Raw genomic sequence first — 16,258 nt, 5'->3', positions numbered from 1 at the left:
AAACCATTTTGAAAACATTTAGGTTTACGAGTATAAACCGAACCGTAAATTAACAAAACCCTTTGGAGAAGCCAATGGCTCACCACGTACGTTGGACAATGTCGCAAGTAACTGAATTATTTAATAAACCACTCATCGATCTGTTATTCGAAGCGCAGCAAATCCACCGGCAACACTTTGATCCGCGCCAGGTGCAGGTCAGCACCCTGCTGTCGATCAAAACCGGCGCTTGCCCGGAAGATTGTAAATATTGTCCGCAGAGCGCGCGCTATAAAACCGGGCTCGAAACCGAGCGCCTGATGGAAGTCGAGCAGGTGCTGGAATCAGCGCGTCAGGCGAAAAACGCCGGCTCGACCCGCTTCTGCATGGGCGCGGCGTGGAAAAACCCCAATGACCGCGATATGCCGTATCTGGAGCAGATGGTGAAAGGGGTGAAGGCCCTGGGGCTGGAGTCGTGCATGACGCTTGGCACTCTGACAGACAGCCAGGCGCAGCGCCTGGCCGAGGCGGGCCTCGATTACTACAACCACAACCTCGATACCTCGCCGGAATTTTACGGCAACATCATCACCACCCGCACCTACCAGGAGCGCCTGGATACCCTGGACAAAGTGCGTGACGCCGGGATCAAAGTCTGCTCCGGCGGTATCGTCGGGCTGGGGGAGACCGTGAAAGACCGCGCCGGCCTGCTGCTGCAGTTGGCTAACCTGCCCACGCCGCCGGAAAGCGTACCGATCAACATGTTGGTGAAGGTCAAAGGTACGCCGCTGGCGGATAACGACGATGTCGACGCTTTCGATTTTATTCGCACTATCGCCATCGCGCGCATCATGATGCCCACCTCTTACGTGCGTCTCTCCGCCGGCCGCGAGCAGATGAACGAGCAGACCCAGGCGATGTGCTTTATGGCCGGGGCGAACTCGATTTTCTATGGCTGCAAACTGCTGACGACGCCTAATCCGGAAGAAGATAAAGACCTGCAACTGTTCCGCAAGCTGGGGATCAACCCGCAGCAGACGGCGGTGCTGGAAGGTGATAATGAGCAGCAGCAGCGTCTGGAGCAGGCCTTACTCACCCCGGACACTGAGGAATACTACAACGCGGCGGTGCTATGACCTGGCGGCAGCGAATCGATCGGGCGCTGGACGAGCGACGGGCGGCGGATGCTCTTCGCCGCCGCCTGCCGGTGACGCACGGCGCCGGGCGCTGGCTGGCGCGGGAAGGGGAGCGCTGGCTTAACTTCTCCAGTAATGACTATCTTGGCCTGAGCCAGCATCCGGCGATTATCGCCGCCTGGCAGCAGGGGGCGGAACGTTATGGCGTCGGTTCCGGCGGTTCGGGACACGTAAGCGGCTATAACGAGGCCCACCGCGCGCTGGAAGAGGAACTTGCCGACTGGCTGGGCTATCCGCGCGCGTTGCTGTTTATCTCCGGCTTTGCCGCCAATCAGGCGCTGATCGCCGCCCTGGCGGATAAAGAGGATCGGATCGTGGCCGACCGCCTGAGCCACGCCTCCCTGCTGGAGGCGGCAAGCCTCAGCCCGGCGCAGCTACGCCGTTTCGCCCACAACGATCCGCAGCAGCTCGCGCAACTGCTGGCTAAGCCGCTGGCGGGCGAACAATTGGCGGTCACTGAAGGCATTTTCAGCATGGATGGCGACAGCGCGCCGCTGGCGGCCATTCACGCCGCGGCGCAGGCAGCAGGGGCATTGTTGCTGGTGGATGACGCCCACGGCGTCGGCGTGGTCGGCGACGAAGGACGCGGGAGCTGCGCCGCACAGGCGGTGCGCCCTGAGCTGCTGGTGGTTACCTTCGGCAAGGCCTTCGGCGTCAGCGGCGCGGCGGTGCTGTGCGACGAAGCAATGGCCGATTATCTGCTGCAGTTTGCCCGTCATTTGATCTACAGCACCGCGATGCCGCCCGCCCAGGCGGTGGCGCTGAGCGCCGCCCTGCGGATCATTCGCAGCAATGAAGGACAGCAGCGTCGCGACATCCTGGCCGCCCGCATCCGTCAGTTCCGTGAGGGGATGGGCGAGGTGTCGCTGGGGTTGACCGACTCCGTCAGCGCGATCCAGCCGCTGATCGTCGGCGATAACGGCCGGGCGCTGAGCCTGGCCGCACGTCTGCGCGACGCGGGCTGCTGGACGACGGCGATCCGTCCACCGACGGTGCCGGTCGGCAGCGCTCGTCTGCGCCTGACCCTGACCGCCGCCCATCAGGCTGAGGACATTAACCGTTTACTGGAGGTGCTGCATGGCCACGGTGAATAAGCAGGCGGTGGCCGCGGCGTTTGGCCGGGCGGCCGGCGGCTATTCGCAACATGATGAACTGCAGCGGCGCAGCGCGGAATTGCTGCTGCGCCAGCTGGCGCGTCGCGATTTTCCCCGGGTGCTGGATGCTGGCTGCGGCCCCGGCGGCATGAGCCGCCGCTGGCGTGAGGCGGGCAGCGTGGTGACCGCGCTGGATCTCTCCCCCGGGATGCTGGCCCAGGCGCAGCGTAACGACGCCGCCCAGTATTACCTGCTGGGCGACATTGAGGCGCTGCCGCTGCCGGACGCCTGCGTCGATCTGGCGTGGAGCAATCTGGCGGTGCAGTGGTGCGACGATCTGCGCGCCGCCCTTGGCGAGCTGTACCGGGTGGTGCGCCCCGGCGGCAGGGTGGCGTTTAGCACGCTGCTGGCCGACTCGCTGCCGGAGCTCAATCAGGCGTGGCAGGCCATCGACGACCGGCCGCATGCCAACCGTTTTCTCAGCGAAGCGGCGGTGCGCGCGGCGCTGAGCGGCCTGCGGGCGTCCGGCGAGGTGCATCAGATTAGCCTGCCGTTCGCCGACGCGCTGAGCGCCATGCGATCGCTGAAGGGCATCGGCGCCACCCATTTGCACCAGGGGCGGGCATCAGCCCCGCTTGGCCGCGGCAAACTGCGCGAGCTACAGCTGGCCTGGCCGCAGCGGCAGGGCGTCTGCCCGCTGACGTATTCTCTTTTTACAGGAGTCATTGAGCGTGACTAAACGTTTTTTTGTCACCGGGACCGATACTGAAGTCGGGAAAACCATCGCCAGCAGCGCCCTGCTGCAGGCGGCGAATCAGCTGGGTTTTCACACCGCTGGCTACAAGCCGGTGGCTTCCGGCAGCGAGCTTACCGCCGCAGGGCTGCGTAATGAAGACGCCCTGGCGCTGCAGCGTCATAGCCGGGTCGCGCTGCGCTATGAACAGGTTAACCCGTATACCTTCGCCGAGCCGACCTCACCGCACATCATCAGCGCCGACGAAGGGCGGCCGATCGCCGCGGCGAGGCTCTCCAGCGGGCTGCGCGAGTTAGAACGCCTCGCCGACTGGGTGCTGGTGGAAGGGGCCGGCGGCTGGTTTACGCCGCTGTCGGAAACCCTGACCTTTGCCGACTGGGCGCAGGCGGAGCAGCTGCCGGTGATTCTGGTGGTGGGCGTCAAGCTCGGCTGCATCAATCACGCGATGCTTACCGCCCAGGCGGTACGCCAGGCAGGGCTGCCGCTCGCGGGGTGGATCGCCAATGACGTGCAGCCGCCGGGCAAGCGTCACGCCGAGTATCTGGCGACGCTGAAAAACCGGCTGGCCGCGCCGTTCCTCGGCGAAATACCGTGGCTTGCCGATATCGCGCAGCGCGACGATCTCGGCCAGCATCTGGATCTCAGGGCGCTGGATCCGGCGTCATCCACTGCGCCAGCAGCGGTTCATCCAGCGCCATAATATCGCCTTCGGCGACGTTACGACCCCGGTGCAAAACACAGAAACGATCCGCCACCCGGCGGATAAAGGGCAGGTGCTGCTCGGCGAGCAGCACCGTCAGGCCGATATCGCGATTCAACCGCAGCAGCAGATCCGCCAGCTTTTGCAGACAGCGCGGCCCTCTGCCGCGCGAGGGTTCATCAAGGATCAGCAGCCGTGGCTGGACAATCAGCGCCCTGGCCAGCGCCAGTTGGTACTGATCGTCGTCGCTCAGCGAGGCGCCTTTGCGCTGCCGTAGGGCATAGAGTTCGGGAAAATGTTCATAGATCTCGCCGCCGCTGGCGTTAGCCCCGGGTTTCCCGGCCGCGAGGGCAATATGCAGATTCTCTTCCACGCTGAGCTGCGAAAAGATGCGTTTATCCTGCGGCACATAGCCGATACCGATGGCGCTGCGCGACTGGGCCGACAGGGGCGTGAGATCCTGCGGCGGGGCGCCAATGTCATGCCAGGTCATCCGGCCGCTGGCCACCGGCAGGTGCCCGGCAATGCAGTTAACCAGGGTGGTTTTTCCCATGCCCTCGCGTCCCAGTACGCCAATGCACTCCCCCGGGCGTAGTTCAAGATCGACATTCCACAGCGAATGCTGGTTGCCGTAAAAGTGATTTACTGCCTGTAAATTCAACATGGACGTTTTCTCCTTATCCTGGCGTCAGGGCGACAGAAAGATGCTGCAAAACTCTTGCCAGGAAAAAGAACGCTCGGAAAAAAACGCTAAATGCCGATACCATCAGGCACAGCCAGCGCCTGGGGTGCACTTTTCCGGTGCCCGACGCTAAAGGGTGGTGCAAAAAGCAGCAAAAATCGAGCGGCTTTAAGCGGATAGTTATCAAAAATAGTTCGATAAAAATTTTTCGCCACGTGATTAAGGCCGCCAGACGATTTGCGCCGGGCGGCGGCGGTCTTGGGCTGCAGACAGTTATCCACTATTCCTGTGGATAACCTTGTGTATTAGAGTTAGAAAACCTGCGGTAAGCTAGAGCGTACGCGGCTTGCGGCTGAATTGGCGCGAAAGGCGTCTTTTCTTTAAAAACATTAAATATCAGCTTGTTAGATAAAATCAATGGGTGTAAGAAAAGCGTCATCTGCTGCCATAAAACTTTCACCCGTCCGCTTGACAAATGTTAAAAGGTAAAAATTTCTGGGGATAACCCTGACGGCCGGAGGATTATTCCGCCCGGCGCGCGTTTTATACCCTGCTTACCGGCAAAAAAGGCCATATTGTGGCGCTATCATAAGCACGCACTGTTTAAATATCCAGTATAATTTATTGGCAAAAAACGGCCCGGGGGGTAGAATTAAACACCGGCCGCTAAATCTTTTTCAGGTTCTGATTGATGAGTAAATCGTTTGTTCTGCATTCCGCCTTTCGCCCCTCCGGAGACCAACCGGAAGCCATCCGCCGCCTGGAAGAGGGGCTGGAGGATGGGCTCGCGCATCAAACGCTGCTGGGGGTCACCGGCTCCGGTAAGACCTTTACCATCGCCAACGTGATTGCCGATCTGCAGCGGCCGACGATGGTGCTGGCGCCAAACAAAACTCTGGCGGCCCAGCTCTACGGCGAGATGAAAGAGTTTTTCCCGGAGAATGCCGTCGAGTATTTCGTCTCCTACTACGATTACTATCAGCCGGAAGCCTATGTCCCCAGCTCAGATACCTTCATTGAGAAAGATGCCTCGGTAAACGAACATATCGAGCAGATGCGCCTGTCGGCCACCAAAGCGCTGCTTGAGCGGCGCGATGTGGTGGTGGTGGCCTCGGTCTCGGCTATTTACGGCCTCGGCGACCCGGACCTGTATCTGAAAATGATGTTGCATCTGACGGTGGGGATGCTGATTGACCAGCGGGCGATCCTGCGCCGCCTGGCCGAACTGCAGTATACCCGCAACGATCAGGCCTTCCAGCGCGGCACCTTCCGGGTGCGCGGCGAGGTGATCGACGTCTTCCCGGCGGAATCGGACGATATCGCCCTGCGCATTGAGCTGTTTGACGAAGAAGTTGAGCGCCTGTCGCTGTTCGACCCGCTCACCGGCCATGTGGAATCGACGGTGCCGCGCTACACCATTTATCCCAAGACCCACTACGTGACGCCGCGGGAGCGCATTGTCCAGGCGATGGAAGAGATTAAGCTGGAACTGGCGGAGCGGCGCAAGGTGCTGCTGGCCAACAACAAGCTGCTGGAAGAGCAGCGCTTAACCCAGCGCACCCAGTTCGACCTCGAAATGATGAACGAGCTGGGCTACTGCTCGGGCATTGAAAACTACTCGCGCTTCCTCTCCGGGCGCGGCCCCGGCGAGCCGCCGCCCACCCTGTTCGACTACCTGCCGGCAGACGGCCTGCTGGTGATTGACGAATCTCACGTCACGGTGCCGCAGATCGGCGGTATGTACCGCGGCGACCGGGCGCGCAAAGAGACGCTGGTGGAGTACGGCTTCCGCCTGCCGTCGGCGCTGGATAACCGGCCGATGAAGTTTGAAGAATTCGAAGCGCTGGCGCCGCAAACCATCTACGTGTCGGCGACCCCCGGCGCCTACGAGCTGGATAAATCCGGCGGCGAGGTGGTGGATCAGGTGGTGCGGCCGACCGGTCTGCTGGATCCGATCATCGAAGTGCGGCCGGTGGCGACCCAGGTCGACGATCTGCTGTCGGAGATCCGCCTGCGCACGGCCATCAACGAGCGCGTGCTGGTCACCACCCTCACCAAGCGGATGGCGGAAGACTTAACCGAGTACCTTGAGGAGCACGGCGAGCGGGTGCGCTATCTGCACTCGGATATCGACACCGTCGAACGTATGGAGATTATCCGCGACCTGCGTCTTGGCGAGTTTGACGTGCTGGTGGGGATCAACCTGCTGCGTGAGGGGCTGGATATGCCGGAGGTGTCGCTGGTGGCGATCCTGGATGCGGACAAAGAGGGCTTCCTGCGCTCCGAACGCTCGCTGATCCAGACCATCGGCCGCGCGGCGCGCAACGTCAACGGCAAGGCTATCCTGTACGGCGATAAGATCACCCCCTCGATGGCGAAAGCCATCGGCGAGACGGAGCGTCGACGTGAGAAACAGCAGCGCTATAACGAAGAGCACGGCATTGTGCCGCAGGGGCTCAACAAGAAAGTGGTGGATATCCTGCAGCTGGGCCAGAGCCTGGCGAAAACCAAAGCTAAAGGGCGCGGTAAAGCGAAGGCCGTCGAGCCTGCCGGGCTCAGCGGCGTGGATATGACGCCAAAAGCGCTGCAGCAGAAAATCCACGAGCTGGAAGGGCAGATGATGCAGCACGCGCAGAACCTCGAGTTCGAAGAGGCGGCGCAAATTCGCGACCAGCTGCATCAGCTGCGCGAACTGTTTATCGCCGCCTCCTGAGTGCCGGCGTGTACTGCCGGGAGGTGGACGTGCGGGAAGCAGACAAGGCGTGGCCCTGTTCCGCAGCCAGATAACCATTCGCGGTGAAGAAAAAAGGCCGCAAAGCGGCCTTCTTAATGTTTGCTTAATCTCGCCAGGCGACACTATCCTCAACCTGATGAGGATAGTGCCCATGCAAAAAATCAACTTCCGTGAATATCTGGCGGTCGCCACCGCCCTGGTCATTATTGTTGCCTTCTTCCATCAGTGGGTGCTGACGTTCTGACCCGCGCGCCGCGGGAATAACACCCACGCGCGGACCCCTGGCCCCGGCTGGCGGTTATGTAAAAAGAACTGGGCGTCATGCAGCTGAGCGATGCGCGTGACGATGCTCAGTCCTAGCCCTATACCGCCGTAGCGACTGTCCATGCGCACGAAGGCCTTACTGAGTTCGCCGCTTTTCGCCTCATCAATTCCCGGTCCTTCATCTTCCACTGCCATCACCGGCATCAGACCCGCTTTCACCGACACGCGGATCGTCGACCCTTGCGGGCTGTAGCGATGGGCATTCTCCACCAGATTGCGCAGAATGACGCGGATGAGCGTCGCGTCGCCAGAGACGACGGCCTCGCTTTCGACATCCGTCAGCAGCAGCCGTTGCTGGCGCTCGGCCAGCATGGTCTCCAGCTCATCCTGCAGCGGTTTGACCACGTCATCCAGCAGCAGCACCTGCTGATAGCTGCCGGCGGAAAAGGACTGACCGACGCGCGCCAGCTGCAGCAGCTGCGAAATGCTGGTGGTCATCTGGTCGAGCCGCTGGATCAGCGGGTCGACGCCCATGCCGTGCACTTTCGCCAGCAGCTCAAGGTGCAGCCGCAGCCCGGCCAGCGGGGTGCGCAGCTCGTGCGCCACGTCGGCGGTAAACAGCCGTTCGCGATCGAGAGTCAGATTGAGGCGGGAAACCAGCTGATTCAGGGCGGTGGTCACCGCCGTCACCTCGGGCACCGATTCGCTGAGCACGATGGGGGTGAGGTTGTCCGGGGTACGACTCTCCAGCTCGCTTTGCAGACGTGACAGCGGGCGGGTGATTTTGCGTACCGCCAGCATGCTGATATACAGCGCCAGACCCACGATCAGCAGGCTCGGCACCAGCAGGCTGGCGACCGCTTCCCGAACCTCATGCTCCACATGCTTCTGGTTGTTGTGCCCTTCGATGGCGCTGGCCACCAGCAGCTGGATCTGCTCTTTGCTCTCATGCCATAGCCAGAAGACGCTGATCAGCTGGCAGACCACCAGAATGGCGCCGATGGTCAACAGCAGCCGGTGACGCATGGTCCAGTTTTCGGTTGCAAACAGAGCCATGGTCTATTCCGTATCGATATGGTTAGCCAGCATATAGCCGAAGCCCCTGACGGTGCGGATCCGCGATTTGCCAATCTTATCGCGCAGGTTATGGATATGCACTTCCAGGGTATTGGTCGCTGGCTCATTGTCCCAGCTGTAGATATCGTTGTAGAGGATCTCGCGATGTACCGGGCTGCCGGCTTTCATCATCAGCCGCGACAGCAGGGCATACTCCTTCGGCGTCAGATCCAGCGCCGTCTCACCGAGCCACACCTGGCGGCGGGTGACGTTGAGGCGCAGATCGCCGACGCTGATTTCGTTATCGCCCTGATTATTATGCCGACGGAGCAGGGCGCGAATGCGCGCGTTTAGCTCTTCCAGGGCAAAGGGTTTCACCAGATAGTCATCCGCGCCGGTGTCGAGACCGCTAATGCGATCCTCAAGGGTATCGCGGGCGGTGAGGATCAGCACCGGCTGGGTCATTTTCTCCCGCCGCATACGGGCGAGAAAATGCAGGCCGTCTTCGTCCGGCAGGCCGAGGTCGAGTACGATCAGGCTGTAGTGATTGCTGGCCAGCGACAGCGCCGCTTCGTGCGCCGTGGAGACGCCGTCGCACACGTATCCTTCACTTTGCATTGCCAGAATCAACCCCTGCAACAGCAGCGCATCGTCTTCAATGACTAAGATTTTCATCAACCAGCCTCTCTACATGGCGTTAAAATATCATCTGCCGCCTGGTACTCGTGGGTGCTGACGCCGAGCAGGCCGAGCAGGGTGGAGAACAGATTATCTTGTGAATAATCCTTCGTCTTAGCCTGTTGTTGCAAACACTGGCTGGAAACACCGTAACGTTGCTGGTAATCCGGCGACAGCCACAGCAGCATGGGCACGTGCTTTTGCGTATCCGGCGCAATGGAGTACGGCAGACCATGCAAATAGACGCCATTTTCGCCCAGCGATTCGCCGTGGTCGGACAAATAAACCAGGCTAGTGGTGAATTTGTCCTGTTTAGATTGCAGTAGTTTTATCGCTTTATCAACGACATAGTCGACATACAGAATGGTGTTATCGTAGGTATTGGTCAACTGTTGTTGCGTACAACTTTGGATTTCATTGGTATCGCAGGTTGGGGTGAATTTTTTGAATTCAGCCGGATAGCGATTGTAATAGGTTGGGCCGTGGCTGCCGATGGTATGCAGCACAATAATGCCATCCTGTTGCAGGTTATCGATATAGCTGTCGAGATTATGGAACAGCACGTCGTCGTAGCACTCGCCGTCGATGCACTGTCCGGTTAGCTTCAGATCGGTCACGTTCTGGTGCGGTACCCGATCGCATGCCCCCTTGCAGCCGCCATCGTTGTCGTTCCACAGCACCTGGATGCCAGCGCGCTGCAGAATATCCAGGACGCCTTCCTGGTGATGGGCCAGCTCTTCGTCATAGCGCGCGCGCGGCATATTGGAGAACATGCAGGGCACGGAAACCGCAGTTGCTGTGCCGCAGGAGGTGGTTTTCGGGAAGTACACCACGTTGTCCTGTTGCAGGCGCGGGTTAGTCTCCCGATCGTAGCCGCCCAGCGAGAAGTTCTCGGCGCGCGAGGTTTCACCCAGTACCACAATCGTCAGGTTCTTACGGGGACCGTTATGCATCACTGGTTTCTGTTTGGCATCTTCGCCAATCTTCACCAGAGGCAGGTTGTCCATGCGATGGTGCGCATACCAGGAGTTCAGCGCCACAATGCTGTTGGAGGGGCTCAGGGATTTCACCAGCTCTTTGTTGTTACGGAACACCGAGGCGTAATCTTTGTAGAACAGCGCGGCCACCAGAATTATCAGTAGTGCCGAAACGGCGATATTGAGCAGCCGCATCGCCGCGCCGCGCCAGAAAGAGGCAGGTTTACGAACTTTAATCCACCAGGCCACCAGAACCATCAACAGGCCGGAAACCCCAAGCACGATGACCATTTTCGTCGACAGCAGAGCGAAGCTTTCCGCCGGGGTGGTATCGAAGATATTGGCGATCATCGAACGGTCAATCACCACGCCGAAGGACCAGATAAAGTACTGAGCCGAAGCGCTGAGTAGAATAAAAAGGCTAATCACCAGCCGGTCCAGCTTCAGGAACGAGGCGAGGGTGGTGAGGATATTCATCACGCAAATGGCCACGATTGGCATACTGAGGAATACCAGCCAGTTATGCAGGCTATTTACCGGCAGTAGCGGGAAAACCTGGCGATAAAAAGCCAGGTTGAGAAAGATACCGATATAGCAAGCAAAGAGAATCAGATACGTTGTGCGGCTGAGAACGGGCCGACGCAGAGGCAATAAAGACATAACACCTACCTACAGAAAGAGATATGGGTATAATGCCAGCTCTGTTTTAAGACAACCTTAAGATTTTAAGGTGCGCCGAAAGCCGATCCTCCGGCGCGCAGGATCAGCCCGGCAGCTGGAGCGCTTTCTCCAGCGCCCCGCGAAGCAGCGCCCGGTCATGGCGATAGGGAACGTCGCTGGCCTCCAGCGGCGTCTGAATCACCAGCCTGTTGTCGATGCCGCTGATATCGGCTTTTGGGCCGGCGATAACCGCATCCACCACCCGCTTGCCCACATAGCGCTCCATAATTGCGATGCGCTCCGCCAGCGACAGCTTCGCGGCCGGGCTGTGCTCTTTGCCGAGGTTATCGATAAACACCATTGGCGCCGGAGTGCGACGCAGCGCCTGGGCCATCTCGTCAAGCAGCAGGATTGGCAGCAGGCTGGTATAGAAACTGCCCGGGCCGATAAGGATCAGATCGGCTTCGGCGATGGCCTCCACCGCCTCACGGGTGGCCGGTACCGGCGGGGTGAGCATCAGCTCCTGCGGCACGCTATCGAGCTGATCGATATTGACTTCACCGTAAACTTCATGGCCTTCATGATCGAGCGCCATCAAATCCACCGGTTGTTCCGACATCGGAATAAGAAAAGCGTCCACTTTGAGCAGGTTTCTGATCAAATTGATCGCTTCCAACGGCCGCACGCTGAGGTGATCCAGCGCCTTTAACATCAGATTTCCCAGGTTATGGCCGGAAAGCTCGCCATTGCCGCTAAAACGGTACTCAAACATCGCCGACGCCACGCTCGGCTCGGCGATTAACTGATTGATGCAGTTGCGCATATCGCCCCAGGCAATGCCGCCTTCCGAGCGGCGGATCCGCCCGGTGGATCCCCCGTTGTCGGTGGTGGTCACAATGCCAGTCAGCCGTGAGCCCAGCGAGGAGAGGGAGGACATTACCCGACCCAGACCATGCCCGCCGCCGAGCGCCACCACCCGATCCAGGTCAGCGAATGTACGATTGCGCATAGAAATTCCTTATTTCATATAAACGGCCACACACTACCCGATCTACCCCTAAAAGACGATGGGAGGAGCCCGACAAACTGACCGATATCAAGGCAAAAAGATGATTTATGGCTATTCTGTAGCGAAAATGCACGAAGGTAGCGATATATACAAGAATATATAGCGAAATCGCAAATGGCGAAACCGCCTGGAACGCGCTACTATCGGCATAACCTGTTAACACTCTAGCCTCTTCGCCTGTGTCAAAAGATATGGCGGTTTGGCCGCGACGCCGCCGGTTGTCGCCAGGGCGTGGGAAGAAATGACCGCGTCTCCCGTATTTGGAAAGGTGTATATGGCCTCACAGCTTACCGATGCATTCGCGCGTAAGTTTTATTACCTGCGTCTGTCGATTACCGATGTGTGCAATTTCCGTTGCACCTACTGCCTGCCGGATGGCTACAAGCCCGGCGCCGTCAATAACAACGGCTTTCTTAGCGTAGACGAAGTGCGCCGGGTCACGCGCGCTTTCTCCGCGCTAGGCACTGAAAAAGTTCGCCTCACCGGTGGGGAACCCTCCCTGCGCCGTGACTTCACCGAGATCATCGCCGCCGTGCGTGAAAACCCGGCGATCCGTCAGATTGCCGTCACCACTAACGGTTATCGCCTGGCGCGCGATGTCGAACGCTGGCGCGATGCCGGGCTGACGGCGATCAACGTCAGCGTCGATAGCCTCGACGCCCGCCAGTTCCATGCCATCACCGGCCAGGATAAATTCCACCAGGTGATGGACGGGATTGACGCCGCCTTCGCCGCGGGCTTTGACAAGGTGAAGGTGAATACCGTACTGATGCGCGATGTTAATCATCATCAGCTTGATACCTTCCTCGCCTGGATCCAGCCGCGTCGTATTCAGCTGCGTTTTATTGAGCTGATGGAAACCGGCGAGGGCAGCGACCTGTTCCGCCGTCACCATCTCTCCGGCATGGTGTTGCGCGACGAGCTGCTGCGTCGCGGCTGGATCCACCAGATCCGCCAGCGCAGCGATGGTCCGGCGCAGGTCTTTTGTCATCCGGACTACGCCGGCGAGATCGGCCTCATCATGCCGTACGAAAAAGACTTCTGCACCACCTGCAACCGTCTGCGCGTCTCCTCCGTCGGCAAATTGCACCTGTGCCTGTTTGGCGAAGGCGGCGTCGACCTGCGCGACCTGATGGCCGATGATCGGCAGCAGGCCGCGCTGGAAGCGCGGATCGCCGAAGCCTTAACCCATAAAAAGCAGACCCATTTCCTGCATCAGGGCAACACCGGTATTACGCAGAACCTGTCCTATATTGGCGGATAATCGTTTTCGAAAGGAGCATTCAGATGAGCCAGGCTAGCGCTGAGTTTATTCCGACCCGTATTGCTATTCTTACCGTTTCCAGTCGTCGCGGCGAAGCGGACGACACTTCCGGCCACTGGCTGCGTGAGGCGGCGCAGGAGGCGGGGCACCATGTCGTCGATAAGGCGATAGTCAAAGAGAACCGCTACGCCATCCGCGCCCAGGTATCGGTGTGGATCGCCAGCGATGAGGTTCAGGTGGTGCTGATCACCGGCGGGACCGGGTTCACCGAAGGGGACCAGGCGCCGGAAGCGCTGCTGCCGCTGTTTGACCGTGAGGTGGAAGGTTTTGGCGAAGTGTTCCGCATGCTGTCGTTCGAAGAGATCGGCACCTCGACGCTGCAGTCCCGGGCCGTGGCCGGCGTCGCTAACCACACGCTGATCTTCGCTATGCCGGGCTCGACGAAAGCCTGCCGCACGGCGTGGGACAACATCATTGCCCCGCAGCTGGATGCCCGCACCCGTCCTTGTAATTTTATTCCTCACCTGAAGAAATAATGTATGTCACAACTGACCCATATTAACGCCGCGGGCGAAGCCCATATGGTGGATGTCTCCGGCAAAGCGGAAACGGTACGCGAAGCGCGCGCCGAGGCTTATGTCGAGATGCAGGCGACAACCCTGGCGATGATTATCGACGGCAGCCATCATAAAGGCGACGTTTTCGCCACCGCGCGTATCGCCGGGATCCAGGCGGCCAAGCGCACCTGGGAGCTGATCCCGCTGTGCCATCCGCTGATGCTCAGCAAAGTGGAAGTCAATTTGCAGGCGCAGCCGGAACATAACCGGGTGCGCATCGAATCGCTCTGCCGCCTGACCGGCAAAACCGGCGTCGAGATGGAAGCCCTTACCGCCGCCTCGGTTGCCGCGCTGACCATTTACGATATGTGCAAGGCGGTGCAGAAGGATATGGTGATTGGCCCGGTGCGCCTGCTGGCGAAAAGCGGCGGCAAGTCCGGCGATTTTAAGGTGGACGAACGCCATGATTAAGGTTCTGTTTTTTGCCCAGGTGCGCGAGCTGGTGGGTACTGATTCGCTGACTCTCGACGCCAGCGAGCTGGCCACCGTTGAGGCTGTGCGTCAGCAGCTTGCCGCTCGCGGCGATCGCTGGGCGCTGGCCCTGGAGGAGGGCAAGCTGCTGGCGGCGGTTAACCAGACGCTGACCGCCTTTGACCATCCTGTCGCCAGCGGGGATGAAGTGGCGTTCTTCCCACCGGTCACCGGGGGCTGACATGACGCAAACTCGTATCGTCGTTAGCCCGGCGCGCTTTAGCGTTGGCGAGGAGTATCTCTGGCTGGCCGAACGCGATGAAGACGGCGCGGTGGTTACCTTCACCGGCAAAGTGCGCAATCACAACCTCGGCGACAGCGTGAAAGCGCTGACTCTTGAGCACTATCCGGGGATGACCGAGAAATCGCTGGCGGAGATTGTCGACCAGGCGCGCGAGCGCTGGCCGCTGGGCCGGGTGACCATTATCCATCGCATCGGCGAAATGTGGCCGGGGGAAGAGATTGTGTTTGTCGGCGTCACCAGCGCCCACCGCGGCAGCGCCTTCGCCGCCGGCGAGTTTATGATGGACTACCTGAAAACCCGCGCGCCGTTCTGGAAACGCGAGGCGACACCGGAGGGCGAGCGCTGGGTCGATGCCCGCGACAGCGATCGTCAGGCGGCAGAGCGCTGGTAGTGTGATACGCTTACAGAGTGAAACTTTGTTAATCAGGAGAGAGTCATGGACAGATATCCGCGTTCCGATTCAATAGTGCAGGGCCGCAGCGGCCTGCAGACTTATATGGCGCAGGTGTACGGCTGGATGACGGTTGGCCTGCTGCTGACGGCGTTTATCGCGTGGTTTGCGGCGAATACCCCGGCGGTGATGATGTTCGTCTTTTCGAGCAAAATCACCTTTTTCGGGCTGATCATCGCCCAGCTGGCGCTGGTGTTTGTGCTGTCGGGGATGGTGCAGCGGCTGAGCTCCGGGATGGCGACCACCCTGTTTATGCTCTATTCGGCGCTCACCGGGTTGACGCTGTCGAGCATTTTTATCGCCTACACCTACTCCTCCATCGCCAGCACCTTTGTGGTCACCGGCGGGATGTTCGGGGCGATGAGTCTGTACGGATACACCACCAAGCGCGACCTGAGCGGCTTCGGCAGCATGCTGTTTATGGGGCTGATTGGCATCGTGTTGGCGTCGCTGGTTAACCTGTGGCTGAAGAGCGAGGCGCTGATGTGGGCCGTGACCTACATCGGGGTGGTGCTGTTTGTCGGCCTGACCGCCTACGACACCCAGAAGCTGAAAAACATCGGCGAGCAGATTGATACCCGCGACAGTGCCAATCTGCGTAAATACTCGATCCTCGGCGCCTTAACGCTGTATCTGGATTTCATCAACCTGTTCCTGATGCTGCTGCGTATTATGGGCAACCGCCGCTAACCTGTTTATATCAAAAGGTTGCATCCCCTACCGCCCGGCAAGCGCAGCGCCGCCGGGCGAGCTTGATTACCTTCCAGGCAACCCTGTTGCGCCGTTTTTTTGCCGGGTGGCGGCTGCGCCTGACCCGGCCTACAGGGTGTCGTTCATTTGTTCACCAGCCTTGCTGAAACTGCCGGTGCTGACGGCCTCAAAATCGCTGAGACGTTCCCGGAAGGCCGGGGCAGCCCGCATGGATGCGGGCTGAGGGCCGTGTTTTGCATGGATGCTGCCTCGGCCCGACCCGAAGCCTGCAGGGATAAGTCGAAGGGACCACGCAGTGGCGATTTTGCTGGCCGGAGCCCGGGGGTACAGGGGGCGGCGGCGACTGGCCGCCCCCTGTGCGCTCCCCGCGCCGTAAGAGACATAACGCAGAAGACTAGCCGGGAGCGCAAACTACGCTGAAGCCACAGATAACATAAACAACCACACGGCAGTGCTTCCCCTCTCCCGGAAACAGTCCGGCTGGCGTTCAGGCCCATGCAAGCGCAGCGCCGCCGGGCGAGACGTCAGGCGCGGTACCCGTGATGTTGCCGGGTGACGGCTGCGCCTTACCCGGCCTGGAGGACCCTCTCACAGGCTCACACCCCGTAGGCCCGCGCAAGCGCAGCGCCGCCGGGCGAGACGTCAGGCGCGGTACCC

17 protein-coding genes and 1 riboswitch are annotated in these 16,258 nt (G+C 60.0%); of the genes, 11 read left to right on the top strand and 6 right to left on the bottom strand.

All coding sequences use genetic code 11. The annotated features are described in order from the left end of the window. Positions 1–74: 74 nt before the first annotated feature. Genes bioB through bioD form a run of 4 tightly spaced genes read left to right on the top strand, consistent with a single transcriptional unit; the run spans position 75 to position 3,723 of the window. Complete coding sequence (bioB, locus tag MKS11_RS11230) at positions 75–1,115, top strand: biotin synthase BioB (protein ID WP_004886109.1); 1,041 nt, start codon at positions 75–77, stop codon at positions 1,113–1,115. Continuing rightward, complete coding sequence (gene bioF / locus MKS11_RS11225; protein WP_017900924.1) at positions 1,112–2,269, top strand: 8-amino-7-oxononanoate synthase; 1,158 nt, start codon at positions 1,112–1,114, stop codon at positions 2,267–2,269. Before bioB ends, bioF begins: the two co-directional genes overlap by 4 nt. After that, positions 2,253–3,008: a malonyl-ACP O-methyltransferase BioC gene (gene bioC / locus MKS11_RS11220; RefSeq protein ID WP_023320009.1), complete on the top strand. Its 756-nt coding sequence runs from the start codon at positions 2,253–2,255 to the stop codon at positions 3,006–3,008. Before bioF ends, bioC begins: the two co-directional genes overlap by 17 nt. Beyond that, positions 3,001–3,723: a dethiobiotin synthase gene (gene bioD, locus MKS11_RS11215; protein WP_004886117.1), complete on the top strand. Its 723-nt coding sequence runs from the start codon at positions 3,001–3,003 to the stop codon at positions 3,721–3,723. The genes bioC and bioD overlap by 8 nt, the downstream gene beginning before the upstream one ends. Here the strand turns inward: bioD and MKS11_RS11210 are convergent. Together MKS11_RS11210 and MKS11_RS11205 are read right to left on the bottom strand one after the other, a co-directional pair. Beyond that, on the bottom strand, positions 3,665–4,387 hold the full coding sequence (locus MKS11_RS11210; protein ID WP_017900923.1) for an ABC transporter ATP-binding protein: 723 nt from the start codon (positions 4,385–4,387) through the stop codon (positions 3,665–3,667). The genes bioD and MKS11_RS11210 overlap by 59 nt on opposite strands. An 86-nt stretch (positions 4,388–4,473) precedes the next feature. Continuing rightward, a complete protein-coding gene (locus tag MKS11_RS11205) occupies positions 4,474–4,686 on the bottom strand; it encodes a hypothetical protein (RefSeq protein WP_004886124.1) in 213 nt (70 codons plus the stop codon). Positions 4,687–5,096: 410 nt separating this feature from the next. On the opposite strand from MKS11_RS11205, the gene uvrB reads away from it, so the two are divergent. After that, complete coding sequence (gene uvrB / locus MKS11_RS11200; protein WP_004886127.1) at positions 5,097–7,118, top strand: excinuclease ABC subunit UvrB; 2,022 nt, start codon at positions 5,097–5,099, stop codon at positions 7,116–7,118. Between the two features lie 243 nt (positions 7,119–7,361). On the opposite strand, the gene pmrB is transcribed toward uvrB, so the two are convergent. From pmrB to yvcK, 4 genes are all read right to left on the bottom strand, one after another. After that, positions 7,362–8,459 carry a two-component system sensor histidine kinase PmrB gene (pmrB, locus tag MKS11_RS11195; protein ID WP_023288917.1) on the bottom strand — a complete coding sequence of 366 codons (1,098 nt, stop codon included), beginning with the start codon at positions 8,457–8,459 and terminating at the stop codon, positions 7,362–7,364. A 3-nt stretch (positions 8,460–8,462) separates the two neighbouring features. Further along, positions 8,463–9,134, bottom strand: coding sequence for a two-component system response regulator PmrA (pmrA, locus tag MKS11_RS11190; RefSeq protein WP_004886130.1), 672 nt, complete (start codon positions 9,132–9,134; stop codon positions 8,463–8,465). Continuing rightward, the gene (gene eptA / locus MKS11_RS11185) at positions 9,134–10,774 is read right to left on the bottom strand and encodes a phosphoethanolamine transferase EptA (protein WP_060656358.1); all 1,641 of its coding nucleotides are present in this window, start codon (positions 10,772–10,774) and stop codon (positions 9,134–9,136) included. Before eptA ends, pmrA begins: the two co-directional genes overlap by 1 nt. A gap of 103 nt (positions 10,775–10,877) precedes the next feature. After that, positions 10,878–11,783, bottom strand: coding sequence for a uridine diphosphate-N-acetylglucosamine-binding protein YvcK (yvcK, locus tag MKS11_RS11180; RefSeq protein WP_087771580.1), 906 nt, complete (start codon positions 11,781–11,783; stop codon positions 10,878–10,880). Between the two features lie 208 nt (positions 11,784–11,991). Beyond that, a riboswitch (molybdenum cofactor riboswitch) is annotated at positions 11,992–12,130 on the top strand. Between yvcK and moaA the strand changes: the two genes are divergently transcribed. The 6 genes from moaA to MKS11_RS11150 all read left to right on the top strand — a co-directional run bounded on the left by moaA (position 12,118) and on the right by MKS11_RS11150 (position 15,580). Next, positions 12,118–13,107, top strand: coding sequence for a GTP 3',8-cyclase MoaA (moaA, locus tag MKS11_RS11175; protein ID WP_004886137.1), 990 nt, complete (start codon positions 12,118–12,120; stop codon positions 13,105–13,107). It overlaps the preceding riboswitch by 13 nt. Before the next feature lie 23 nt (positions 13,108–13,130). Continuing rightward, entirely contained in the window at positions 13,131–13,643 is a 513-nt protein-coding gene (moaB, locus tag MKS11_RS11170; protein WP_004886139.1) for a molybdenum cofactor biosynthesis protein B, read from the top strand. Positions 13,644–13,646: 3 nt separating this feature from the next. Then, positions 13,647–14,135, top strand: coding sequence for a cyclic pyranopterin monophosphate synthase MoaC (moaC, locus tag MKS11_RS11165; RefSeq protein ID WP_004886142.1), 489 nt, complete (start codon positions 13,647–13,649; stop codon positions 14,133–14,135). Next, a complete protein-coding gene (gene moaD / locus MKS11_RS11160; protein ID WP_004886145.1) occupies positions 14,128–14,376 on the top strand; it encodes a molybdopterin synthase sulfur carrier subunit in 249 nt (82 codons plus the stop codon). Before moaC ends, moaD begins: the two co-directional genes overlap by 8 nt. A 1-nt stretch (position 14,377) precedes the next feature. After that, positions 14,378–14,830 carry a molybdopterin synthase catalytic subunit MoaE gene (moaE, locus tag MKS11_RS11155; RefSeq protein ID WP_004886150.1) on the top strand — a complete coding sequence of 151 codons (453 nt, stop codon included), beginning with the start codon at positions 14,378–14,380 and terminating at the stop codon, positions 14,828–14,830. 45 nt (positions 14,831–14,875) lie between these two features. Then, the gene (locus MKS11_RS11150) at positions 14,876–15,580 is read left to right on the top strand and encodes a Bax inhibitor-1/YccA family protein (protein WP_048294413.1); all 705 of its coding nucleotides are present in this window, start codon (positions 14,876–14,878) and stop codon (positions 15,578–15,580) included. Positions 15,581–16,258 lie beyond the last annotated feature (678 nt).

It is taken from the genome of Klebsiella sp. K5-45 (assembly GCF_030128605.1).
GTDB classification, from domain to species: domain Bacteria; phylum Pseudomonadota; class Gammaproteobacteria; order Enterobacterales; family Enterobacteriaceae; genus Klebsiella; species Klebsiella quasipneumoniae.
The sequence above is the reverse complement of the archived record's forward strand: the minus strand, read 5'-3'. Positions and strand labels throughout refer to the sequence as shown.